The sequence below is a fragment of the Streptomyces caeni genome, from assembly GCF_042678285.1.
Classification (GTDB): Bacteria; Actinomycetota; Actinomycetes; order Streptomycetales; family Streptomycetaceae; genus Streptomyces; species Streptomyces caeni.
This window is the reverse complement of sequence record NZ_JBHUDX010000010.1, coordinates 50,379-72,625: the sequence shown is the minus strand read 5'-3', so window position 1 is coordinate 72,625 and position 22,247 is coordinate 50,379. Positions and strand designations below refer to the sequence as shown.

At 69.8% G+C, this 22,247-nt stretch carries 15 protein-coding genes, 1 tRNA gene and 1 pseudogene; 11 read left to right on the top strand and 6 right to left on the bottom strand.

What is annotated here, in order from left to right; all coding sequences use genetic code 11:
* The first annotated feature begins 100 nt into the window (after nt 1-100).
* The 8 genes from ACFSL4_RS03960 to ACFSL4_RS03925 all read left to right on the top strand — a co-directional run bounded on the left by ACFSL4_RS03960 (nt 101) and on the right by ACFSL4_RS03925 (nt 10,031).
* Entirely contained in the window at nt 101-2,380 is a 2,280-nt protein-coding gene (locus tag ACFSL4_RS03960; protein WP_381078509.1) for an FdhF/YdeP family oxidoreductase, read from the top strand.
* A 53-nt stretch (nt 2,381-2,433) separates the two neighbouring features.
* Nucleotides 2,434-2,922 carry a PaaI family thioesterase gene (locus ACFSL4_RS03955; RefSeq protein WP_381078505.1) on the top strand — a complete coding sequence of 163 codons (489 nt, stop codon included), beginning with the start codon at nt 2,434-2,436 and terminating at the stop codon, nt 2,920-2,922.
* A gap of 475 nt (nt 2,923-3,397) precedes the next feature.
* Complete coding sequence (locus ACFSL4_RS03950; protein ID WP_381078502.1) at nt 3,398-4,015, top strand: Tat pathway signal sequence domain protein; 618 nt, start codon at nt 3,398-3,400, stop codon at nt 4,013-4,015.
* A 285-nt stretch (nt 4,016-4,300) separates the two neighbouring features.
* Nucleotides 4,301-5,530 (top strand): branched-chain amino acid ABC transporter substrate-binding protein, encoded by a 1,230-nt coding sequence (locus ACFSL4_RS03945; RefSeq protein ID WP_381078499.1) that lies wholly within the window; start codon nt 4,301-4,303, stop codon nt 5,528-5,530.
* Between the two features lie 109 nt (nt 5,531-5,639).
* The gene (locus ACFSL4_RS03940; RefSeq protein ID WP_381078497.1) at nt 5,640-6,572 is read left to right on the top strand and encodes a branched-chain amino acid ABC transporter permease; all 933 of its coding nucleotides are present in this window, start codon (nt 5,640-5,642) and stop codon (nt 6,570-6,572) included.
* Nucleotides 6,573-6,577: 5 nt separating this feature from the next.
* The gene (locus ACFSL4_RS03935) at nt 6,578-8,404 is read left to right on the top strand and encodes a branched-chain amino acid ABC transporter permease (protein ID WP_381078494.1); all 1,827 of its coding nucleotides are present in this window, start codon (nt 6,578-6,580) and stop codon (nt 8,402-8,404) included.
* A 5-nt stretch (nt 8,405-8,409) separates the two neighbouring features.
* Nucleotides 8,410-9,318, top strand: a complete 909-nt coding sequence (locus ACFSL4_RS03930; RefSeq protein ID WP_381078491.1) for an ABC transporter ATP-binding protein — start codon at nt 8,410-8,412, stop codon at nt 9,316-9,318.
* Nucleotides 9,315-10,031 carry an ABC transporter ATP-binding protein gene (locus ACFSL4_RS03925; protein ID WP_381078488.1) on the top strand — a complete coding sequence of 239 codons (717 nt, stop codon included), beginning with the start codon at nt 9,315-9,317 and terminating at the stop codon, nt 10,029-10,031. The genes ACFSL4_RS03930 and ACFSL4_RS03925 overlap by 4 nt, the downstream gene beginning before the upstream one ends.
* Nucleotides 10,032-10,124: 93 nt before the next feature.
* On the opposite strand, the gene ACFSL4_RS03920 is transcribed toward ACFSL4_RS03925, so the two are convergent.
* Nucleotides 10,125-10,775, bottom strand: coding sequence for an ANTAR domain-containing response regulator (locus tag ACFSL4_RS03920; protein ID WP_381078485.1), 651 nt, complete (start codon nt 10,773-10,775; stop codon nt 10,125-10,127).
* Nucleotides 10,776-10,879: 104 nt separating this feature from the next.
* Between ACFSL4_RS03920 and ACFSL4_RS03915 the strand changes: the two genes are divergently transcribed.
* Together ACFSL4_RS03915 and ACFSL4_RS03910 are read left to right on the top strand one after the other, a co-directional pair.
* Nucleotides 10,880-10,952: transfer RNA gene (locus ACFSL4_RS03915), tRNA-Leu, on the top strand.
* A 108-nt stretch (nt 10,953-11,060) separates the two neighbouring features.
* A pseudogene (locus tag ACFSL4_RS03910) lies at nt 11,061-11,828 on the top strand (transcriptional regulator); the annotation flags it as partial.
* Between the two features lie 58 nt (nt 11,829-11,886).
* On the opposite strand, the gene pyk reads toward ACFSL4_RS03910, so the two are convergent.
* A complete protein-coding gene (pyk, locus tag ACFSL4_RS03905) occupies nt 11,887-13,323 on the bottom strand; it encodes a pyruvate kinase (RefSeq protein ID WP_381078482.1) in 1,437 nt (478 codons plus the stop codon).
* A 220-nt stretch (nt 13,324-13,543) separates the two neighbouring features.
* A complete protein-coding gene (locus tag ACFSL4_RS03900; RefSeq protein ID WP_381078479.1) occupies nt 13,544-14,251 on the bottom strand; it encodes an SIMPL domain-containing protein in 708 nt (235 codons plus the stop codon).
* Between the two features lie 139 nt (nt 14,252-14,390).
* Between ACFSL4_RS03900 and ACFSL4_RS03895 the strand changes: the two genes are divergently transcribed.
* On the top strand, nt 14,391-16,196 hold the full coding sequence (locus ACFSL4_RS03895) for a bifunctional metallophosphatase/5'-nucleotidase (protein ID WP_381078476.1): 1,806 nt from the start codon (nt 14,391-14,393) through the stop codon (nt 16,194-16,196).
* 271 nt (nt 16,197-16,467) lie between these two features.
* Here the strand turns inward: ACFSL4_RS03895 and ACFSL4_RS03890 are convergent, their stop codons facing one another.
* From ACFSL4_RS03890 to pepN, 3 genes are all read right to left on the bottom strand, one after another.
* Nucleotides 16,468-17,877 carry a lysine N(6)-hydroxylase/L-ornithine N(5)-oxygenase family protein gene (locus tag ACFSL4_RS03890; protein ID WP_381078473.1) on the bottom strand — a complete coding sequence of 470 codons (1,410 nt, stop codon included), beginning with the start codon at nt 17,875-17,877 and terminating at the stop codon, nt 16,468-16,470.
* Nucleotides 17,874-19,229: a pyridoxal phosphate-dependent decarboxylase family protein gene (locus tag ACFSL4_RS03885; RefSeq protein WP_381078470.1), complete on the bottom strand. Its 1,356-nt coding sequence runs from the start codon at nt 19,227-19,229 to the stop codon at nt 17,874-17,876. Before ACFSL4_RS03885 ends, ACFSL4_RS03890 begins: the two co-directional genes overlap by 4 nt.
* Nucleotides 19,230-19,419: 190 nt before the next feature.
* Complete coding sequence (gene pepN / locus ACFSL4_RS03880; protein ID WP_381078467.1) at nt 19,420-21,960, bottom strand: aminopeptidase N; 2,541 nt, start codon at nt 21,958-21,960, stop codon at nt 19,420-19,422.
* Between the last annotated feature and the right edge of the window lie 287 nt (nt 21,961-22,247).

Genomic DNA, 22,247 nt, shown 5'->3' with positions numbered 1-22,247 from the left:
GTGTCCGGCCGGCCGGCGGAAACCGGGCGAGGGCGTCGACGGTGGCCCGTGCGAGGATCGAAGACGTAGCTCACACAGGTACGCGAAGGGGAGAGCCGAGATGGCCAGCAAGCCGCCCAAGGGTGACCCGGTGCAGGATGCTCCGCAGGTCACCGAGCCCCAGCACGCGGCCGCGGGTCTTCCCGCCGTCGGGCACACCCTGCGCGTCGCCCGGAAGCAGATGGGCGTGCGCCGCACCGCGCTCACCCTCCTCCGCGTCAACCAGAAGGACGGCTTCGACTGTCCGGGCTGCGCCTGGCCCGAGCCGGGCCACCGGCACACGGCGGAGTTCTGTGAGAACGGCGCCAAGGCGGTCGCCGAGGAGGCCACCCTGCGCCGGGTCACCCCGGAGTTCTTCGCCGCGCACCCGGTGGCCGACCTCGCGACCCGCAGCGGCTACTGGCTGGGCCAGCAGGGGCGCCTGACCCATCCCGTCCACCTCCCCGAGGGGGGCACGCACTACGAGCCCGTCACCTGGGAGCGCGCCTTCGGCATCATCGCCGAGGAGATCGCCGCGCTCGGCTCCCCCGACGAGGCGGTCTTCTACACCTCGGGCCGCACGAGCAACGAGGCGGCGTTCCTCTACCAGCTCTTCGCCCGCGAACTGGGCACCAACAACCTGCCCGACTGCTCGAACATGTGCCATGAGTCGTCCGGCTCCGCGCTCTCCGAGACGATCGGCATCGGCAAGGGCAGCGTCCTCCTGGAGGACCTCTACCGGGCGGACCTGATCATCGTGGCCGGGCAGAACCCGGGCACCAACCACCCGCGCATGCTGGCGGCCCTGGAGAAGGCCAAGGCCAACGGCGCGAAGGTCATCAGTGTCAACCCGCTGCCCGAGGCGGGCCTGGAACGCTTCAAGAACCCGCAGACCCCCCAGGGCATGCTCAAGGGCGCGGCCCTGACCGACCTGTTCCTGCAGATCCGCCTCGGCGGGGACCAGGCCCTCTTCCGTCTCCTCAACAAGCTGGTCATCGAGACGGAGGGCGCGGTCGACGAGGAGTTCGTACGCGACCACACCCACGGCTTCGAGGAGTTCGCCGAGGCGGCCCGCGCCGCCGACTGGGACGAGACCCTCGCGGCGACGGGCCTCACCCGCGCGCGGATCGAGGAGGCCCTCCGCATGGTCCTGGCCTCCCGCCGCACCATCGTGTGCTGGGCCATGGGCCTGACCCAGCACAAACACTCGGTCCCCACCATCCGCGAGGTCGTCAACTTCCTCCTCCTGCGCGGCAACATCGGCCGGCCCGGCGCGGGCGTGTGCCCCGTGCGCGGCCACTCGAACGTGCAGGGCGACCGCACCATGGGCATCTTCGAGCGCCCCGCCCCCGCCTTCCTGGACGCCCTGGAGAAGGAGTTCGGGTTCGCGCCACCGCGCGAGCACGGCTACGACGTCGTCCGGGCCATCCGCGCCCTGCGCGACGGCGAGGCGAAGGTCTTCTTCGCGATGGGCGGCAACTTCGTGTCGGCCTCCCCCGACACCGAGGTGACCGAGGCCGCCATGCGCCGCGCCCGCCTCACCGTGCACGTCTCGACCAAGCTGAACCGCTCGCACGCGGTCACCGGCGCGCGCGCCCTGATCCTGCCCACCCTCGGCCGCACCGAGCGCGACCTCCAGGGCAGCGGCGAGCAGTTCGTGACGGTCGAGGACTCCATGGGCATGGTGCACGCCTCGCGGGGGCGGCTGGAGCCCGCGAGCCCCCACCTGCTGTCCGAACCGGCCATCGTGTGCCGTCTGGCCCGCCGTGTGCTCGGCACCGGCAGCACGGTGCCCTGGGAGGAGTTCGAGAAGGACTACGCGACCATCCGCGACCGCATCGCGCGGGTGGTCCCCGGCTTCGAGGACTTCAACGCGCGCGTGGCCCGCCCGGGCGGCTTCGCGCTCCCCCACGCCCCGCGCGACGAGCGCCGCTTCCCGACGGCCACCGGCAAGGCCAACTTCACGGCGGCCCCCGTCCAGTACCCGAAGCTGCCCAAGGGCCGGCTGCTGCTGCAGACCCTGCGCTCGCACGACCAGTACAACACCACGATCTACGGCCTGGACGACCGCTACCGCGGCATCAGGAACGGCCGCCGCGTCGTCCTCGTCCATCCCGAGGACGCCCGCGCGCTGGGCGTGGCGGACGGCTCGTACGTCGACCTGGTCAGCGAGTGGCACGACGGCGTCGAGCGCCGGGCGCCCGGCTTCCGCGTCGTGCACTACCCCACCGCCCGGGGCTGCGCCGCCGCCTACTACCCCGAGACCAACGTCCTGGTCCCGCTGGACGCCACCGCCGAGACCAGCAACACCCCCGCCAGCAAGTCCGTCGTGGTCCGCCTGGAACAATCGGCGACCGACTGAGCGTTTGCTCAGCCAGCAGCCGAGTAACCGATCACCACGAACGGAGCCGTCCCATGGGCGAGCAGCACACCGTGAAGTTCCCGCAGGACGTCATCGACGAGTACGCCGCGCTCGGCGTCGACCTGCCCGCCCTGTTCTCCGCCGGGCACCTCGGCACCCGCATGGGCGTCCAGATCGTCGAGGCGTCCGCGGACCGGATCGTCGGCACCATGCCGGTGGAGGGCAACACCCAGCCGTACGGACTGCTGCACGGCGGCGCCTCCGCCGTTCTCGCCGAGACCCTCGGCTCCGTCGGCTCCATGCTGCACGGCGGCAGCTCCAAGATCGCCGTCGGAGTCGACCTGAACTGCACCCACCACCGAGGGGTGCGCTCGGGCCTGGTCACCGGTGTCGCCACGCCCGTCCACCGGGGGCGCTCGACCGCGACGTACGAGATCGTGATCAGCGGCGAGGACGGCAAGCGGGTGTGCACCGCCCGTCTCACCTGCCTGCTGCGCGACGTGAGGCCGGGCGACGAGGCGCCCGTGCGCACGACGGGCTGAGACGCGAGGCGGATGTCCGCACCACCGTTGCCCCTGGGCACCCGGCGGCTTAGCGTCATGGCATGGGAACGGGAGGCACCCCCCGACCGGGGGTGACGGCGCTCGACCTTCGGCTGCGGCCGGTGATTCCTACCGGCACGGCGGCGGTCACCTGCCGCGCATCCCTCTCCGGCCACGCGACGAGCACCGGGCTGACCGCCTCCGCCCCGGTGCCACCACGAGCCGCACCCGCCGATGACCGGTGCGCGCGGGTCGTCGCGCACCGGTCACGCACGGCACCGGACAGCGACGGGGACCGCGCGTCGGCGGGACCCTCCAGGGGGCGGTACGGGACCTGGCAGGGGAACGTGGACCACGCGCGGGCCGAAAACAAGCGTAGCGGCGCCGAGGCGGCCGAGGAGTCGATCGACGGCAGAACGGGCGGCGGGGACGCCGACCGGAACCGTCGCGGCGGACCGGGCAAGGACCCGTGGCGATGAGCGGTATCGGTCCCGTCGAGCCGGGCGAGGGGACGCACGCATGGAACGCCACGGATCCGGACTCCCCACTGCCGTCCGCCGCTCCGCGCGGACGCCTCCTGCGGGTGTACGGGCGGCACCGCCGTGCCGCCCTGACAGCGGCGGCGGTCGCCGCGCTCTTCGCGGGTGGCGGTTACCTCTACGCGACCCGACCGCAGAAACCGCCGCCTCCGCCCCCGCCGTACCCCTCCCAGGCCATCGACTTCACCTACCTGAACAGGGACGTCACACCCCGGGACGCGCCTCCCGGAAGTTTCAGCCTCGCCCTGGCGGTCAGCGTGCGGTCGGGCCCGCCGGTGACCGTGACGCGGATCACCCAGCCCTATGCGGGCCTGTCGCTGACCTCGGCACCCAGTACACCTTTCCGGACAACCGCAGACTCCCCCCGCAAGATCACTATCACCCTGCATGTGACGGAATGCGGGAATGTCCCGAAGAATGCCGGCCTCCCTTTCCTGGATGTAACTCTGCGTAACACGCGCGCAATAGAGGTGCACAGTTTCATTCCGGGACCGCGTTACGCACACGATCTCTCCGAGGCCCTGCACGCCGCCTGCAGCGACGATGCGACGTAATCGCCGAATCCATCGACGCACCCGAAAGCATCCCGCCCATCCTGGAGATTCTCACCATGCGGACAGGGCGAATCGGGCCGAATTTCGCACTTCCCCCCGCTCAGTACCGCTGTCCATTACCTCGTGTCATAACAAGAGCGTCACAGCATGGGTCAACCTCTCCTCCACGTTCCAGCACCCGCTTAGAGTCACGGCCAGTCACCGCGTGGTCGGATTGTCACGTCGACCCAGCGCGCGACTCGGCTGCTTCCAGAGGGAAGGGCTGTGCCAGGGAAAGGACTGATCGTGCGTCAACGTTCGCTCATCGCCATCACCGCCGCGCTGGCGGCGGGAGCGCTCACCCTCACCGCCTGCGGCTCGCGCGACGGCGACAAGGGCTCGGGCTCCAACAGCGGTGGTACCACCGTCACCATCGGAGTAGACGCCCCGCTGACCGGCGACCTGTCCGCGCTGGGCCTCGGCATCAAGAACTCGGCCGACCTCGCCGCCAAGACCGCGAACAAGCAGAACTACGTCAAGGGCGTCACCTTCAAGGTCGAAGCCCTCGACGACCAGGCCCAGCCCTCCTCGGGCCAGCAGAACGCCAGCAAGTTCGTCGCCGACAAGAACGTCCTCGGCGTCGTCGGCCCGCTGAACTCAAGCGTCGCCGAGTCCATGCAGAAGGTTTTCGACGACGCCAAGCTCGTCGAGGTCTCGCCGGCCAACACCAACCCCGCCCTCACCCAGGGCACGAACTGGCAGACCAAGAAGGTCCGCCCGTACAAGGCGTACTTCCGGACCGCGACCACGGACGCCATCCAGGGCCCGTTCGCCGCCCAGTACGTCTACAACGACTCCAAGAAGAAGAAGGTCTTCGTCATCGACGACAAGAAGACCTATGGCGCGGGCCTCGCCGGCACCTTCACCGCGGAGTTCAAGAAGCTCGGCGGCACCGTCGTCGGCACCGAGCACATCAACCCCGACACCAAGGACTTCTCCGCGGTCGCCACCAAGGTGAAGAACTCCGGCGCCGAGGTCGTCTACTACGGTGGCGAGTACCCGCAGGCCGGTCCGCTCAGCAAGCAGATCAAGGCCGCCGGCGCCAAGATCCCGGTGGTCGGCGGCGACGGCATCTACGCCGAGGACTTCATCAAGCTGGCCGGCAGCAGCGCCAGCGGTGACCTCGCCACCTCCGTCGGCGCCCCGGTCGATGAACTCCCCTCCGCCAAGGAGTTCGTGGCCAACTACAAGGCCGCCGGCTACAAGGAGGACTACGCGGCGTACGGCGGCTACTCCTACGACTCCGCCTGGTCGATCATCGAGGCCGTGAAGAAGGTCGTCGACGACAACGGCGGCAAGCTGCCCTCCGATGCCCGTGAGAAGGTCACGGCCGCCATGCAGAACGTCTCCTTCGACGGTGTGACCGGCAAGGTCTCCTTCGACGAGTATGGTGACGCCACCAACAAGCAGCTCACCGTGTACGCCGTCGAGAACGGTGCCTGGAAGGCAGTCAAGTCGGGTACCTTCACCGGCTGACCCACACCCGCATCACCAGAGCCGCGCGGGGCGCTGTTCCACTGGCGCCCCGCGCGGACTCGCTTCCGGTCACATCCGTCGAACGTCCGAAACTCTCGGAGGACATGCGGTGAACGAACTGCCGCAGCAGCTGGTCAACGGCCTGCTACTAGGATCCATGTACGGGCTGATCGCCATTGGCTACACAATGGTCTACGGCATCGTCCAGCTCATCAACTTCGCCCACGGCGAGATCTTCATGACGGGAGCCTTCGGCGCCCTCACCGTCTACGCCTACGTCTTGCCCAGCGGGACGTCCATGTGGGTCGCCCTGCCGCTGATGATCATCGGCGCGATTCTGGTCGCGGTCCTCGTCGCCGTCGGGGCGGAACGATTCGCTTACCGACCACTGCGCAACGCACCGCGCCTCGCCCCTCTCATCACGGCCATCGGCCTCTCCCTCGCCCTTCAGCAGGCCGTCTGGGCCTGGTACCCCGAGGCCAAGTCCGCCCGCACCTTCCCGCAGATCGACGGAGGCCCCTTCCACATCGGCAACGTCACCATCCAGACCGGTGACATCTTCCTGGTGATCGCAGCCCCCATCAGCATGGCCGTCCTGGCCTACTTCGTCCTCAGGACCCGTACCGGGCGCGGCATGCAGGCCACCGCTCAGGACCCCGACACCGCCAAACTCATGGGCGTCGACACCGACCGCATCATCGTGATCGCCTTCGCCCTGGGCGCCGCCTTCGCCGCGGTCGGAGGAGTCGCCTACGGCCTCAAGTACGGCCAGATCGACTTCCGCATGGGCTTCATCCTCGGCCTCAAGGCCTTCACCGCCGCCGTCCTGGGCGGCATCGGCAACATCTACGGAGCCATGATCGGCGGTGTCGTCCTCGGCATCGCCGAAACCCTGGCCACCGCCTACATCGCCGACCTCCCCGCCATGGACAAGTTCGGCAGCCAGTCCTGGGCAGACGTCTGGGCGTTCGTACTCCTCATCCTCGTCCTGTTGTTCAGGCCCCAGGGCCTGCTCGGCGAGCGCGTCGCGGACAGGGCGTGACAACGATGACCACACACACCACCGCACCTGACACCCCCCGCACCCCCACGACCGGCGCACCGTCCGGCCTCGTCGGCATCCCTCCGCGTATCGGACGCGCACTCGCCGTCGGCGGTGCCGTCCTCACCATCGCCTCCACCTTCCTGGCCTGGACCTGGACCGCCGCATTCCCCGGCGACCTCACCGTCTACGGCTACCCCGGCGGCCTGCAGGTCCTCGTCCTCATCGGCGGCGCACTCACCGCTCTCCTCGGCCTCGCCTCCTACGGCGTCACGGGCCTGCGCCGACTCGCCCCCGCAGGCGCCGACGCCGCCGTCAAACTCGCCGCCCTCGCCACGTTCGCCACCGCCTGGTACACGGTCATCGCGATCAGTACCGAACTCGGCGGCATCGTCAACCTCGAACCCGGCGCCTTCATCGTCGCGGTCAGCAGCCTCGCCGCCCTGCTCGGCGCCCTCTCCCTCCCCTTCGAGCGCCCCGAGCCGGACCCCATCGACCCCGATGACACGTCCTGGGAACACTTCAAGCACCGGGCCTCCCACCAGTGGGACACGTTCAAGGCAGCCTTCGCCTCCGGCGCACCCCGCGCCCTGGGCAAACTGCCCTCCCACATCGAGATCCTGATCATCGTCGGGATCCTCGCGCTGGGCCTGCTCGTCTTCACCTACGGCATCGGCACCGAGTACGACGAACTCTTCATCGGCTTCCTCATCACCGCCGGCCTCGGCTTCGCCGCCCTCGGCAAATCCGGCCTGATCAGCCAGGCCTCCCAGCTCACCGCCCGGCACCAGACGATCACCGTCTTCGGCGCCTTCATCGCCGCGGCGCTGTTCCCCTTCACCCAGACCGACGACCAGTACGCGACCCTCGGCGTCTACATCCTGATCTTCGCCACCGTCGCACTCGGCCTGAACATCGTCGTCGGCCTCGCCGGCCTCCTCGACCTCGGATACGTCGCCTTCCTCGGCGTCGGCGCCTACGCCTCGGCCCTCGTCTCCGGATCGCCCAGCTCACCCTTCGACGTGCACTTCCCGTTCTGGGCCGCCGTCCTCATCGGCGCCGCCGCATCCCTGGTCTTCGGCGTGCTCATCGGTGCCCCCACCCTGCGGCTGCGCGGCGACTACCTCGCCATCGTCACCCTCGGCTTCGGTGAGATCTTCCGCATCACGGCCAACAACCTGGACGGCATCTCCGGACCCGACCTCACCAACGGCTCCAACGGCATCTCGTCGATCCCCAACCTCAAGATCCTCGGATTCGACTTCGGCGCGCAGCACGACATCGGCGGATTCACCATCGGCCGCTTCGCCAACTACTTCCTCCTGATGCTGATCATCACCGCCGTCGTCGTGCTCGTCTTCCGGCGCAGCGGTGACTCCCGCATCGGCCGCGCCTGGGTAGCCATCCGCGAGGACGAAACCGCCGCCCTCGCCATGGGCATCAACGGCTTCCGCGTCAAACTCATCGCCTTCGCCGTCGGCGCCTCCCTCGCCGGCCTCGCCGGCACCGTCCAGGCCCACGTCACCTACACAGTGACCCCCGAGCAGTACCTCTTCGCCGGCGCCATCCCGCCCAACTCGGCCTTCCTGCTCGCAGCGGTCGTCCTCGGCGGCATGGGCACGATCGGCGGCCCCCTCATCGGCGCCGCGCTGCTCTTCCTCATCCCGAACAAACTCCAGTTCCTCGGCGACTACCAGCTCTTCGCCTTCGGTGTCGCACTCATCCTGCTGATGCGCTTCCGCCCGGAGGGCCTCATCCCGAACCGGCGTCGCCAACTCGAATTCCACGAAGAAGCCGAAGCGCCCACAGTCCTCAGCAAGACAGGGGCCTGACCACGATGACCACCGACACCACCACGAACGACACAGCCCCGCGCACCACCCCCGGACAGGCCGTACTCGACGCACGCGGCGTCACCATGCGCTTCGGCGGCCTCACCGCCGTACGCGGCGTCGACCTCACCGTCAACAGCGGCGAGATCGTCGGCCTGATCGGCCCCAACGGCGCCGGCAAGACCACCTTCTTCAACTGCCTGACCGGGCTGTACGTCCCCACCGAAGGCGAAGTCCGCTACAAGGGCCGCGTCCTGCCGCCCAAGTCCTTCAAGGTCACCGCCGCCGGCATCGCCCGCACCTTCCAGAACATCCGCCTCTTCGCCAACATGACCGTCCTGGAAAACGTGCTGGTCGGACGCCACACCCGCACAAAAGAAGGCTTCTGGTCAGCCGTACTGCGCGGCCCCGGCTTCCACAAGGCAGAAGCCTCCTCACGCAAACGCGCCATGGAACTCCTGGAATTCGTCGGCCTCGCCCACAAGGCCGAACACCTTGCCCGCAACCTCCCCTACGGCGAACAGCGCAAGCTCGAAATCGCACGCGCCCTGGCCAGCGAACCAGGCCTGCTGCTCCTCGACGAACCCACTGCGGGCATGAACCCCCAGGAGACGCGGGCCACCGAAGAGCTGGTCTTCGCCATCCGCGACATGGGCACCGCCGTCCTCGTCATCGAGCACGACATGCGCTTCATCTTCAACCTCTGCGACCGCGTCGCCGTCCTCGTCCAGGGCGAGAAACTCGTCGAAGGCGACAGCGCGACCGTCCAGGGCGACGAGCGCGTCATCGCCGCCTACCTCGGAGAACCCTTCGAGAACGCCCCCGGTCAGGAAGAGGCCAGCGAAGTCGAGGCCGCCGAGGCACACGCCGAGACCACGACGGACGCCGCTCCCGGCAAGGAGAACGACCGATGACCGCACTGCTCGAGGTCGAGGACCTCCGGGTCGCCTACGGCAAGATCGAAGCCGTCAAGGGCATCTCCTTCAAGGTCGAAGCCGGCGAAGTCGTCACCCTCATCGGCACCAACGGCGCCGGCAAGACCACCACCCTGCGCACCCTCTCCGGCCTCCTCAAGCCGGTCGGCGGCCAGATCAAGTTCAACGGACGATCACTCAAGAAGGTCCCCGCCCACCAGGTCGTCTCGCTCGGACTCGCCCACTCCCCCGAGGGGCGGCACATCTTCCCCCGCATGAGCATCGAGGACAACCTGCGGCTCGGGGCGTTCCTGCGCAGCGACAAGCCGGGCATCGAAAAGGACATCCAGCGCGCCTACGACCTCTTCCCCATCCTGGGCGAACGCCGCAAGCAGGCCGCGGGCACCCTCTCGGGCGGCGAGCAGCAGATGCTGGCCATGGGCCGCGCCCTCATGTCCCAGCCCCAGCTGCTCATGCTCGACGAGCCCTCCATGGGCCTCTCGCCGATCATGATGCAGAAGATCATGGCGACCATCGCCGAACTGAAGTCCCAGGGCACCACCATCCTGCTCGTCGAGCAGAACGCCCAGGCGGCGCTGTCACTCGCCGACCAGGGCCATGTGATGGAGGTCGGCAACATCGTCCTGTCCGGCACCGGCCAGGACCTGCTGCACGACGAATCCGTACGCAAGGCGTACCTCGGCGAGGACTGAGCGGCCCCCGTCGCGGCGTCGCCGTACACACCGAGGCCCGCACCCCGACGTCAGGGGGGTGCGGGCCTCGCCGTACGCGCGCCGCCGCGGGCGTCAGCCCTTCGCGGCCTTCTTCTCCTCCGCGTCCTGGATGACGGCCTCCGCGACCTGCTGCATCGACATACGGCGGTCCATGGACGTCTTCTGGATCCAGCGGAAGGCGGCCGGCTCCGTCAGCCCGTACTCGGTCTGCAGCACCGACTTCGCCCGGTCGACCAGCTTGCGGGTCTCCAGCCGCTGGGCGAGGTCCGCGACCTCCTTCTCCAGCGTCTTCAGCTCGTTGAACCGCGAGACGGCCATCTCGATCGCCGGTACGACGTCACTCTTGCTGAACGGCTTCACCAGATACGCCATGGCACCGGCGTCACGCGCCCGCTCCACGAGGTCGCGCTGCGAGAAGGCGGTCAGCATCAGCACCGGGGCGATGCTCTCCTCCGCGATCTTCTCGGCGGCCGAGATGCCGTCGAGCTTGGGCATCTTCACATCCAGGATCACCAGGTCGGGCCGGTGCTCACGGGCCAGCTCGACGGCCTGCTCACCGTCGCCGGCCTCACCGACGACGTGGTAGCCCTCCTCCTCGAGCATCTCTTTGAGGTCGAGCCGGATGAGGGCCTCGTCCTCGGCGATGACGACACGGGTCGTCAGCGGAGGCACGTGCGACTTGTCGTCGTCGGCGGCGGGCTGGGGCGACTCGGGGGAGGTCACGGGGGCTCCTTGTCCGGGGCAGGCCAGGTACTGCTCCCAAGAGCCTACCTAGCTGCGGTAAGGTGGAGCACGGCGGGTGACTGCCAACCTTCATTTCAGAGGAAGCCCCGGTAGTCCAGCGGTAGAGACACGGTGCTCAAACCACCGACAGCGTGGGTTCGAATCCCACCCGGGGCACTTTATCTTCGTTTTCAAGGCCGTGCACCAGAGAAGCGGATGTTCACGTTCCCGTGAACATCCGCTTTCTGCCGCTCACCGTCGCCGTGAATGGCACAGGGTGACCACATGTACGACATCGGCACACGTAGACGAGTTCTTGCTCTGGTCTCCCAGGGACGCAGCCTGAACTCGGGGAGCAAGGAGACCGGCATCTCCCGGGCGGCCATCCGGTCCTGGCGGATACGCCTGAACCCTCTGGACTCGAACCGCTCAACTCCGTGCCCGCGATGCTGCGACGCCCCTGGCGCACCCGACGAGCCTGCCGCCCACCCCTACTTACTGGGGCTCCATCTCGGAAACGGCTGCGTGAGCCACCTCAGAAGAGGCGTCTACTCCCTCCGCATTGCGTGCGCCGAGGCCTGGCCGGGCCTCATCCACGCGTGCACCGAATCCATGCAGGCGGTACGCCCCGCCAACAAAATGTTCCGTGTGCGGCAAAAGGGTTGTCAGTACGTCACCTGCTACAGCAAGCAACCGCCCTGCCTGTTCCCTCAACACGGCCCCGGCAGAAAGCACGAGCACCGGATCAACCTCGCCCCCTGGCAGCAGGAAATCGTCGACGCCCACCCCTGGGAATTCATCCGCGGCCTCATCCACTCCGACGGCTGCCGCATCACCGACTGGACGACTCGCCTGGTCACCGGTGAACGCAAGCGCTACGAATACCCGCGGTACTTCTTCACCAACACGTCGGCGGACGACGTAAAGCTCTTCACGGACACCCTCGACAAGGTCGACGTCGAATGGAAGCTGCTCAACCAGAGCCGCACTGCCGTTGCCGTGTCCGTCGCTCGAAAAGCCTCCGTCACCCTCATGGACGCCCGCGTGGGCCCAAGTACCGACCCTCCACCGCCCCCAGCGCGGGAAGGACCGCGGGGAGGGCCACGCCCCCCTACCTTGGCCTGTCTTCTTCCCCGATGCGGTGCACCCGGACCATGTTCGTCGAACCCGACACCCCGGGCGGCGAGCCGGCCGTGATCACCACGATGTCGCCCTTGTGGCAGCGGCCGTACTTCAGCAGCAGTTCGTCGACCTGGTCGACCATCGCGTCCGTGGAGTCGACGTGCGGGCCCAGGAACGTCTCCACGCCCCAGGTGAGGTTGAGCTGGGAGCGGGTGGCCGGGGCGGGTGTGAAGGCCAGGAGGGGGATCGGGGAGCGGTAGCGGGACAGGCGGCGGGCGGTGTCGCCGGACTGGGTGAAGGCGACGAGGAACTTCGCGCCGAGGAAGTCGCCCGTCTCGGCGGCCGCGCGGGCTACGGCGCCGCCCTGGGTGCGCGGCTTGTTGCGTTCCGTCAGCGGAGACAGGCCCTTGGCGAGGATGTCCTCCTCCGCCGCTTCCACGATGCGGGCCATCGTCCCGACCGTCTCGGTGGCGTATTTGCCGACGCTGGTCTCGCCGGAGAGCATCACCGCGTCCGTGCCGTCGATCACCGCGTTGGCCACGTCGGATGCCTCGGCCCTGGTCGGGCGGGAGTTGTCGACCATCGAGTCGAGCATCTGAGTGGCGACGATGACGGGCTTGGCGTTGCGCCTGGCGAGCTTGATGGCCCGTTTCTGGACGATGGGGACCTGTTCGAGGGGCATTTCGACGCCGAGGTCGCCGCGGGCGACCATGATGCCGTCGAAGGCGGCCACGATGTCGTCGATGTTCTCGACGGCCTGCGGTTTCTCGATCTTCGCGATGACGGGGAGGCGGCGGCCCTGCTCGTCCATGATGCGGTGGACGTCCGTGATGTCCCGGCCGCTGCGGACGAAGGAGAGGGCGATGACGTCGACGCCGGTGCGCAGGGCCCAGCGGAGATCGTCCTCGTCCTTCTTGGAGAGGGCGGGGACGGAGACGGCGACGCCGGGGAGGTTGAGTCCCTTGTGGTCGGAGACCATGCCGCCTTCGACGACGGTGGTGTGGACGCGGGGGCCGTCGACGGAGGTGACTTCGAGGGCGACCTTGCCGTCGTCGACGAGGATGCGCTCGCCGGGGGTGACGTCGGCGGCGAGTCCGGCGTAGGTGGTTCCGCAGGTGTGGCGGTCGCCTTCGGTGCCTTCCTCGACGGTGATGGTGAAGGTGTCGCCGCGTTCAAGGAGTACGGGGCCTTCGGCGAACCGGCCGAGTCGGATCTTCGGGCCCTGAAGGTCTGCGAGGATTCCGACGCTGCGTCCGGTCTCGTCGGCAGCCTTCCGCACGCGCCGGTAGCGCTCCTCGTGGTCGGCCTGGCTGCCGTGGCTGAGGTTGAAGCGGGCGACGTCCATTCCGGCTTCTACCAGTGCCTTGATCTGGTCGTACGAGTCGGTGGCGGGTCCCAGGGTGCAGACGATCTTTGCTCGGCGCATGGTTCGAGCCTAGGGCTTACCGGCGGGTAGAGAATTGGCCGGGCATGACTACTCAACAACCTTTGGGTGAAGCATTATTGACAAGTGTTGAATTGTGCGGTGGCGTGCTCCGATGAGCATCCCGGGATGTTTCCGGGGTGTTCCCGGTAAGCCGTCGGGTCTCTTCCGGCCCGCTTGTCCGCGGTTTGTCGGACCTGCCCCAGGGTGGTGGTCCGGGTGACTACAGCCGCGGGGGCGCCATGGTGAACCGGGCGTTGACGCGGGCGTGGATGTGCTGGCGCTCGGGTTCGAGGTCGAGGGGCGCGGCCTCTTCTGGCACGGAGGCGCCGTAGGCCATGGACCGCATGGCGGGGGCGGCGGCGACCGCGATGGGGTGGGCGTCCTCGGCACCGATGTCGGCGAGTTCGACGAGGGCGGTGAGGGTGGTGTCGAGGGCGTCGGCGTACTCGCGGGCGCGCTGTACCGCCTCGCGTACGGCCTGCTGCCGGGCCGTGCGGTGGGCGGGCGAGTCGGGCCGGAGGGACCACCAGGGGCCGTCGACGCGAGTGAGTTCGAGGTCGGCGAGGCGGGTGGTGAGTTCGCCGAGCGCGGTGAAGTCGGTGAGTTCGGCGGTGAGGTGCACACGGCCGTGGTAGGCGCGGACGCGTTCGCCGCGGCCGTACTTGGTGAGTTCGGGGCTGAGGGTGAAGGCTCCGGTCTCCAGTTTCTCGACCGCCTGCCCGTAGCTCTTGATGAGGTCCAGGGCGGCGGCGTTGCGGCGTGTGAGGTCGTCGAGTGCGGTGTGGCGGTCGGTGCCGCGGGCGCTGACGGTGACGCCGATGCGGGCGATCTCGGGGTCGGCTTCGAGGTGGGCCTCTCCGCAGACGGCGATGCGGGGGGCCTCGGGGGTGCCGTAGGGGGCGGGGGCCGGTGCGGGGCTGGAGGTCATACGTCCCACTCTGTCACCGATGCGCCACGGGGGTGCATGTTCCGGTCATCAGATCGCAACCTGCGGGGTCTGTTGCGGTTCGTCATGGACAAGCCAGAATCTACGCGCGTCGTTGACCATTTTCCGAGGAGTCGCAGACATGCCGTTGAACCGCCGGAAGTTCCTGAAGAGATCCGCTGCGACCGGGGCGGGGGTGGCTCTGACGGGTGCCGCGGCGGCTCCGGCGGCCCGTGCCGCGTCGGGCGTCCCGTCGGGCGGGCGCCGCAAGCGGTACTCCCTGACGGTGATGGGCACGACGGATCTGCACGGGCACGTGTTCAACTGGGACTACTTCAAGGACGCGGAGTACGCGGACAAGGCGGGCAACGCCCAGGGGCTGGCGCGGATCTCGACCCTGGTCAAGCAGGTCAGGCAGGAGAAGGGCCACTGCAACACCCTGCTGCTGGACGCGGGCGACACGATCCAGGGCACTCCGCTGGCGTACTACTACGCCAAGGTCGATCCGATCACCGCCGAGGACGGTCCGGTGCATCCGATGGCGCAGGCGATGAACGCGATCGGGTATGACGCGGTGGCGCTCGGGAACCACGAGTTCAACTACGGCATCGAGACGCTGCGGGCGTTCGAGGCGCAGTGCCGCTTCCCGCTGCTCGGTGCGAACGCGCTGGACGCGAAGACGTCGAAGCCGGCGTTCCCTCCGTATGTCATCAAGAAGTTCCGGGTCCGGGGCGCCCCGCCGGTGAGGGTGGCGGTGCTGGGTCTGACCAACCCGGGTATCGCGATCTGGGACAAAGCGTATGTGCAGGGCAGGCTGACGTTCCCGGGGCTGGAGGAGCAGGCGGCGAAGTGGGTGCCGAAGCTGCGGTCGATGGGCGCGGACGTGGTGGTGGTGTCGGCGCACTCGGGCACGTCGGGTACGTCGTCCTACGGGGACCAGGTGCCGTACGTGGAGAACGCGGCGGCCAACGTCGCCAGGCAGGTTCCTGGGATCGACGCGATCCTCGTGGGGCACGCGCATGTGGAGATCCCGGAGCTGAAGGTCACCAACGAGCAGACGGGGCGGACGGTCGTGCTGTCCGAGCCGCTGTGCTACGCGGAGCGGCTCACACTGTTCGACATCGAGTTGGTGTTCGAGAGGGGCAGGTGGGAGGTGGAGTCGGTCGCGGCGTCCCTGCGCAACTCCAACGCCGTGGCCGACGACCCGGAGATCACCCGGCTGCTGTCCGGCGAACACGCGGCCGTGGTGGCGTACGTGAACCAGGTCGTGGGCGAGGCGACGCAGACGCTGACGACGGCCGAGGCGCGCTACAAGGACGCCCCGATCATCGATCTGATCACCACGGTGCAGGAGGATGTGGTCAGGGCGGCGCTGGCGGGCACGGAGTACGCGTCGCTGCCGGTGATCGCGCAGGCGTCGCCGTTCTCGCGGACGTCCGAGATCCCGGCCGGTGAGGTGACGATCCGGGATCTGTCGAGTCTGTACGTCTACGACAACACCCTGGTGGCCAAGCTGCTGACGGGTGCCCAGGTGCGGGCGTACCTGGAGTACTCGGCGGAGTACTACGTGCAGACGGCGGCGGACGCCGCGGTCGACGTGGACAAGCTCACCAACGCGAACAACCGTCCCGACTACAACTACGACTATGTATCGGGTCTCCGGTACGAGATCGACATCGCGCAGCCGGCGGGTTCGCGGATCAGGAACCTGACGTTCGGCGGTGCGGCGCTGGACGACGCGCAGCAGTTCGTGTTCGCGGTGAACAACTACCGCGCGAACGGCGGTGGCGCCTTCCCGCATGTCGCGACGGCGCGGGAGGTGTGGTCGGAGTCGACGGAGATCCGGACCAGGATCGCGGAGTGGGTGACGGCGAAGAAGGTCCTGGATCCGCGGGACTTCGCGTCGGTGGACTGGAAGCTGACCCGGAACGGCACGCCGGTGTTCTAGGGGGTGAGGCCGACGGCGCCCTGTGAGGGCGCCGTCGCTTCTGGTGCCCCGGCAGGCGACGTCTGCCCGTCGAGGAGCGGCGTCGTGGGGGCACCGCCCGCGCGAGCGGAGCCGGGAGCGGGGGAGCGTGCTCCCGGCGTGCCGGCCGGAAGTCCCCGTACCGGACGTACCCGGGCTCTCGGCCGGTGTGGCGAGTGGGGTGCCCCCTGCTCGAAGAGCCCGGGGGAGCATGCCGGGCGTCGCGACGGGGCGAACGATGCCTGTTGGGGCATCAGCGTCCGTCGGCGAGGGGCGCGAGGGCCTCGGCCTGCCGGGCGGGCGGGATCGGGGCGGGTTCCTGGAGGCCGAAGGTCGTGAAGGCGGTGCGCCTGGGCAGCGGGTAGGGGTCCTTGCCGGTGAGGGAGTTGAGGATGGTGGCGCTGCGCCAGGCGGCGAGGCCGAGGTCCGGGGTGCCCACGCCGTGGGTGTGGAGTTCGGCGTTCTGGACGTAGACCGAGCCGGTGACGGCGGGGTCGAGGACCATGCGGAACTGGCCGTCGATGCGGGGGCGTTCGCTGCTGTCGCGGCTCAGGTGGCGGTCGAGTCCGGCGAGGATGCGGTCCAGGGGGCGCTCGCGGTAGCCGGTGGCGAGCACGACGGCGCTGGTGGTGAGGCGCGAGCGGGTGCGCTGCTGGACGTGTTCCAGGTGCAGTTCGACCATGGTGGTGGCGATGCGTCCGGCGGTGCGGACGTGGACGCCGGGGGTGAGTACGGCGTCGGGCCATCCGCCGTGGAGGCTGCGCCGGTAGAGCTCGTCGTGGATGGCGGCGATGGTGTCGGTGTCGATGCCCTTGTGGAGCTGCCACTGGGCGCAGATGAGGCGGTCGCGGACGGGTTCGGCGAGGCCGTGGAAGTAGCGCGTGTAGTCGGGGGTGAAGTGCTCCAGGCCGAGTTTGGAGTACTCCATGGGGGCGAAGGCCTCGGTGCGGGCGAGCCAGTGGATCCTCTCCCGGCCGGCGGGGCGGTGGCGGAGGAGGTCGAGGAAGACCTCGGCCCCCGACTGGCCCGCGCCGATGACGGTGATGTGGTCGGCGGCGAGGAACGCCTCCCGGTGCTGGAGGTAGTCCGCGGCGTGGATGACGGGCACGCCGGGGGTGTCGACCAGGGGTTCCAGGGGTTCGGGCACGTACGGTGCGGTGCCGACGCCCAGGACGATGTTGCGCGCGCGGGTGCGGCCGAGTGAGGTGGCCGCGCCGTCCTCGCCGACGTGGAGGAAGTCGACTTCGAAGACCTCGCGTGCGGGATTCCAGCGGACGGCGTCGACCTGGTGGCCGAAGTGGAGTCCGGGGAGGTTGCCGGCGACCCAGCGGCAGTAGGCGTCGTACTCGACGCGCTGGATGTGGAAGCGCTCGGCGAAGTAGAAGGGGAAGAGGCGGTCGCGGGCCTTGAGGTAGTTGAGGAAGGACCACGGGCTGGTCGGGTCGGCGAGGGTCACCAGGTCGGCGAGGAAGGGCACCTGGAGGGTGGTGCCGTCGATGAGCAGGCCCGGGTGCCAGTCGAACCCGGGGCGCTGTTCGTAGAAAGCGGTGTCGAGTTCGGCCAGGGGGTGGGCGAGGGCGGCGAGGGAGAGGTTGAGCGGGCCGATGCCGATGCCGACCAGGTCGCGAGGGGTGTCGGGCTCATGGTGTCGGGGGTGGGTCATCGGGGCGTGCTTCCTTCCACCAGATTCAGGAGCGCGGCCAGGTCGCCGGGCCGGGTGTGGGGGTTGAGGAGGGTGGCCTTGAGCCAGAGGCGGCCGTCGAGGCGGGCGCGGCCGAGGACGGCGCGGCCGTCGAGCAGGAGGGTGCGGCGGACGGCGGCGACGGTTTCGTCGGACGCGGCGGCGGGCCGGAACAGGACGGTGCTGATGGCGGGCCGGTCGTGGAGTTCGAAGGCGGGGTGTGATCGGACGAGGCGGGCGAACTCCTGTGCAAGGGCGCAGACGTGGTCGGTGAGGGAGCCGAGTCCGGTGCGGCCGAGGACCTTGAGGGTGACGGCGATCTTGAGGATGTCGGGCCGGCGGGTGGTGCGCAGGGAGCGGCCGAGGAGGTCGGGGAGGCCGGCTTCTGTGTCGTCGTCGGCGTTGAGGTAGTCGGCGCGGTGGCGCAGTGCGTGCAGGTCGTGGGGGTCGTGGACGGCGAGGAGGCCGGCGGCGACGGGCTGCCAGCCGAGTTTGTGCAGGTCGAGGGTGATGGTGTGGGCGCGGTCGAGGCCGGTGAGCCGTGCGCGGTGGTGGTCGCTGAAGAGGAGTCCGCCTCCGTAGGCGGCGTCGATGTGGAGGCGGGCGCCGTGGTGGGCGCTGAGATCGGCGATCTCGGGCAGTGGGTCGATGAGGCCTGCGTCGGTGGTGCCGGCGGTGGCGGCGACGAGGAGGGGGCCGGTGAGGCCGGCGAGGGCGGTGGCGAGGGCCGCGGGGTCGAGGATGCCGCGGGGGGCGGGGACGACGACGGGTTCGGGCAGGCCCAGGAGCCAGGCGGCGCGGGTCAGGGAGTGGTGGGCGTTGGATCCGCAGACGAGCCGGACGCTGCCGTGGGATTCGCGGGCGAGGAGGAGGGCGAGCTGGTTGGACTCGGTGCCGCCGGTGGTGACGAGGGCGTCGGCGGCGCCGGCCTCGGTGGCCAGGGCCCGGGTGACGAGCGCCTCCAGTTCCGAGGCGGCGGGCGCCTGGTCCCAGGAGTCGAGGGAGGGGTTGAGGACGCAGGCGGCGAGGTCGGCGGCGGTGGCGACGGCGAGGGGCGGGCAGTGCAGATGGGCGGCGCACAGCGGGTCGGCGGGGTCGGCGGAGCCCTCGGCGAGGGCGTGGACGAGGGCTCGTAGCGCATCCGGGTCGCCCTCCTGCGGCAGTACGTCGCCGACGGCGTCGCGCACTCGTGCGGCGACCGCTTGGGGCCCGCCCGCGGGCAACGGGCCACCGCGTGATCGTGCGCCCTCCCGCAGGGCGTGGAGGACGGTGTCCAGCAACGGCCGCAGCGCGGCGGGGCCTTGGGGTCCCGAGGCGAGGGGCGGCAGGCTCATGGGAGGTCCTCCAGGCGCTCGGCGGGCGGGTCAAGCCGCCTGCGAGGGTCCGGCCCGCCCGAAGAGCACAACGATCCGACCCGGATGGGGGTATTGCCGGGAGGCGGAATGGTTGGCGGTGTGGTAGGGCAGGGGCGTTCCCGGTACCGGCCGGCGCCCGGTGTCGGACCGTGCGCCGGCCGGCTGGGGGCTATGCCTCGCGGATGCGCAGGACGCGTGCCAGGTCGTCGAGTTGGTCGACGAGTGTGCGGTGCAGGGCCGGGGTGAGGTCGGCCTCGCGCAGGCACTGCTCGCCCCGGCTGAGGGTGTCCGCGGAGACGGGGTGGCGGGGGAAGGCCCATCGGCCGGCGGCGACGGCGATGGCGGGGCCGCGGCGGGCGGCGACGGCGGGTGCGTCGCTCCAGTAACGGTCGGCGTACTCCTCTACCAGGTCGGCCTGTTCGGGCTGCCAGAAGCCCTGGGCGGTGGCGGTGAACAGGTAGTTGGAGAGGTCGTCGGTGGTGAACATGGCCTCCCACGCGCGCCGCTTGGCCTCGGGGTCCGGGAGGGCGGCGCGGCAGCGGGCGGCGCCTTCTTGGCCGGTGGCGCTCGGGTCGCGGTCGAGTTCCCCGGCGATGGTGGGCTCGTCGACGGCGCCGAGGACGGCGAGTCTGCCGAGGATGCGCCAGCGCAGTTCTGGGTCGAGTTCGGGTCCGCCGGGCACGGTGCCGTCGGCGAGCCAGGCGGCGATGGTGTCGGGGTGGGCGGCGGCGTCGATGAAGTGGCGTACGGCGGTCAGCCGCAGGCCGGGGTGCGAACCGTCCTCGGTGCGGCGGATGAGGTCGCGGCACAGGCTGGTGAGGATGGTGAGCGCGGCGGGCCGGTCGATGGGGGTACCGCCTCCCCGCTTGAGCGGGGTCGAGAGCTTGGGCGAGGGCAGATAGCGGTCGGCGACGTGGACGGAGGCGAAGGCGAGGACGCCTTCGGCGAGGGCCAGGTCGGTCTCGTGCGGCAGATGGGCGCGGGCGGTCTCCAGGTAGGCGGCGGCGGGGAGGTGGCCGTCGCGCACGGCGTCGCGCAGGGCGTTCCAGACGACGGCCCGGGTGAGCGGTTCGGGCAGCCCGGACAGGGACCCCCGCAGGCTCTGGAAGGACTCGGCATCGAAGCGGACCTTGGCGTAGGTGAGGTCGCAGTCGTTGAGCACGAGCAGCGCGGGGCGTTTGCCCAGGGGCCGTGGCGCGCTCTGCGGGATGTCCAGGGCGAGGCGCTCACGCAGGGTGAGGCCGCCGTTGTCGGCGAGGTCCTGGTCGTAGAGGCCGACGGTGATGCGGTGCGGGCGGCTGCCGTGGTGGTCGACGGTGAGCGAGCAGGTCCCCTCGGCGTGCGTGAGCCGGGGGGTGAGGGTGTCGACGCCGCTGGTGCGCAGCCAGGTGTCGGCCCAGGCGTGCACGTCGCGTTCGGTTGCGCTGGCGAGGGAGTCGATGAAGTCGGCGAGGGAGGCGTTGCCGAAGCGGTGGCGGGCGATGTGGGTGTTGATGCCGGCGAGGAAGTCCTTCTCGCCGAGCCAGGCCACCAGTTGCCGCAGCGCGGAGGCGCCCTTGGCGTAGGAGATGCCGTCGAAGTTGAGGAGCGCGGAGGCGGTGTCGTCGACCGCTTCGGGGGCCACGGGGTGGGTGGAGGGGCGTTGGTCGGCGTCGTATCCCCAGGACTTGCGGGAGACGCCGAAGTGGGTCCATGTGTCGGTGAAGCGGGTGGCTTCGGTGAGGGTCTGGTAGCCCATGTACTCGGCGAAGGACTCGTTCAGCCAGATGTCGTCCCACCAGCGCAGGGTGACGAGGTCGCCGAACCACATGTGGGCCATCTCGTGGGCGATGACCATGGCGCGGGTCTGCCGCTCGGTGTCGGTGACGGCGGAGCGGTAGACGAACTCGTCGCGGAAGGTGACGAGGCCGGGGTTCTCCATGGCGCCGGCGTTGAACTCGGGGACGAACGCCTGGTCGTAGGAGTCGAAGGGGTAGGGCTCCTCGAACTTCTCGTGGTAGCGGTCGTAGCACTGGCGGGTGATCTCGAAGAGTTCGTCCGCGTCGGCGTCGAGGTGGGGGGCGAGGGAGCGGCGGCAGTGGATGCCGAAGGGCAGCCCGCGGTGCTCGGTGCGCACGGAGTGCCAGGGTCCGGCGGCGACGGCGACCAGGTAGGTGGAGATGACGGGCGTGGTGGCGGCCCGCCAGGTGCCGTTCCCGTCGTGTGTGGTGGTGCCGTTGGCGAGGACGCTCCAGCCGTCGGGCGCGGTGACCGTCAGGTCGAAGACGGCCTTGAGGTCGGGCTGGTCGAAGGCGGCGAAGACGCGCTGGACGTCGTCCAGGAACAGCTGGGTGTAGACGTAGGTCTCGCCGTCGGTGGGGTCGGTGAAGCGGTGCATGCCCTCGCCGGTGCGCGAGTAGCGCATCAGGGTGTCGACGCGCAGTTCGTGCTCGCCCGCGGGGAGGGCCTTCAGCGGCAGCCGGTTCTCGACGAGGGTCCTGGGGTCGAGGGGCTGTCCGTCGAGGGTGGCGGAGCGCAGTTCGGCGGGCTTGAGCTCGACGAAGGTGTCCGCGCCGTCCTGGTCCGAACGCACCGTGAAGCGGATGACGGTACGGGAGTCGAAGGTCTCGTCGCCACGGGTCAGGTCGAGGGTGATCTCGTAGCGGTGAACGTCGAGGAGGCTGGCACGGGTCTGCGCTTCGTCGCGCGTCAGTACGGACATGAGGGACATGCTGCCCGATGCCGCCGACAGCGCACAGGGGCGGTCCGGTACACGTTCTATGTCCGTCTCCGGGGCGCTCCCGAACTGGTGGGGGCGCCGGTCGTGCGCCCCCGGGCGCCCGCTTCATCCGGGTAACGCACCGCCTCCCGGAGGCCGGCGGCCGACGCCGGTGGTGGTCTCACTTCGCCGGGCGCGCCGGGGCTGGTGCCGCGGCTCGCACGCCGGGGCTGGTGCCGTGCCTCGCACGCCGGGGCTGGTGCCGTGCCTCGCACGCCGGGGCTGGTGCCGTGCCTCGC

Bases quoted from the DNA above. Each gene is read 5' to 3' on its own strand.
- ACFSL4_RS03955 (WP_381078505.1), top strand. From the start codon at position 2,434: ATGGGCGAGCAGCACACCGTGAAGTTCCCGCAGGACGTCATCGACGAG.
- ACFSL4_RS03890 (WP_381078473.1), bottom strand. From the start codon at position 17,877: ATGACCCACCCCCGACACCATGAGCCCGACACCCCTCGCGACCTGGTC.
- ACFSL4_RS03930 (WP_381078491.1), top strand. From the start codon at position 8,410: ATGACCACCGACACCACCACGAACGACACAGCCCCGCGCACCACCCCC.
- pepN (WP_381078467.1), bottom strand. From the start codon at position 21,960: ATGTCCCTCATGTCCGTACTGACGCGCGACGAAGCGCAGACCCGTGCC.
- ACFSL4_RS03895 (WP_381078476.1), top strand. From the start codon at position 14,391: ATGCCGTTGAACCGCCGGAAGTTCCTGAAGAGATCCGCTGCGACCGGG.
- pyk (WP_381078482.1), bottom strand. From the start codon at position 13,323: ATGCGCCGAGCAAAGATCGTCTGCACCCTGGGACCCGCCACCGACTCG.
- ACFSL4_RS03925 (WP_381078488.1), top strand. From the start codon at position 9,315: ATGACCGCACTGCTCGAGGTCGAGGACCTCCGGGTCGCCTACGGCAAG.
- ACFSL4_RS03885 (WP_381078470.1), bottom strand. From the start codon at position 19,229: ATGAGCCTGCCGCCCCTCGCCTCGGGACCCCAAGGCCCCGCCGCGCTG.
- ACFSL4_RS03900 (WP_381078479.1), bottom strand. From the start codon at position 14,251: ATGACCTCCAGCCCCGCACCGGCCCCCGCCCCCTACGGCACCCCCGAG.
- ACFSL4_RS03950 (WP_381078502.1), top strand. From the start codon at position 3,398: ATGAGCGGTATCGGTCCCGTCGAGCCGGGCGAGGGGACGCACGCATGG.
- ACFSL4_RS03960 (WP_381078509.1), top strand. From the start codon at position 101: ATGGCCAGCAAGCCGCCCAAGGGTGACCCGGTGCAGGATGCTCCGCAG.
- ACFSL4_RS03935 (WP_381078494.1), top strand. From the start codon at position 6,578: ATGACCACACACACCACCGCACCTGACACCCCCCGCACCCCCACGACC.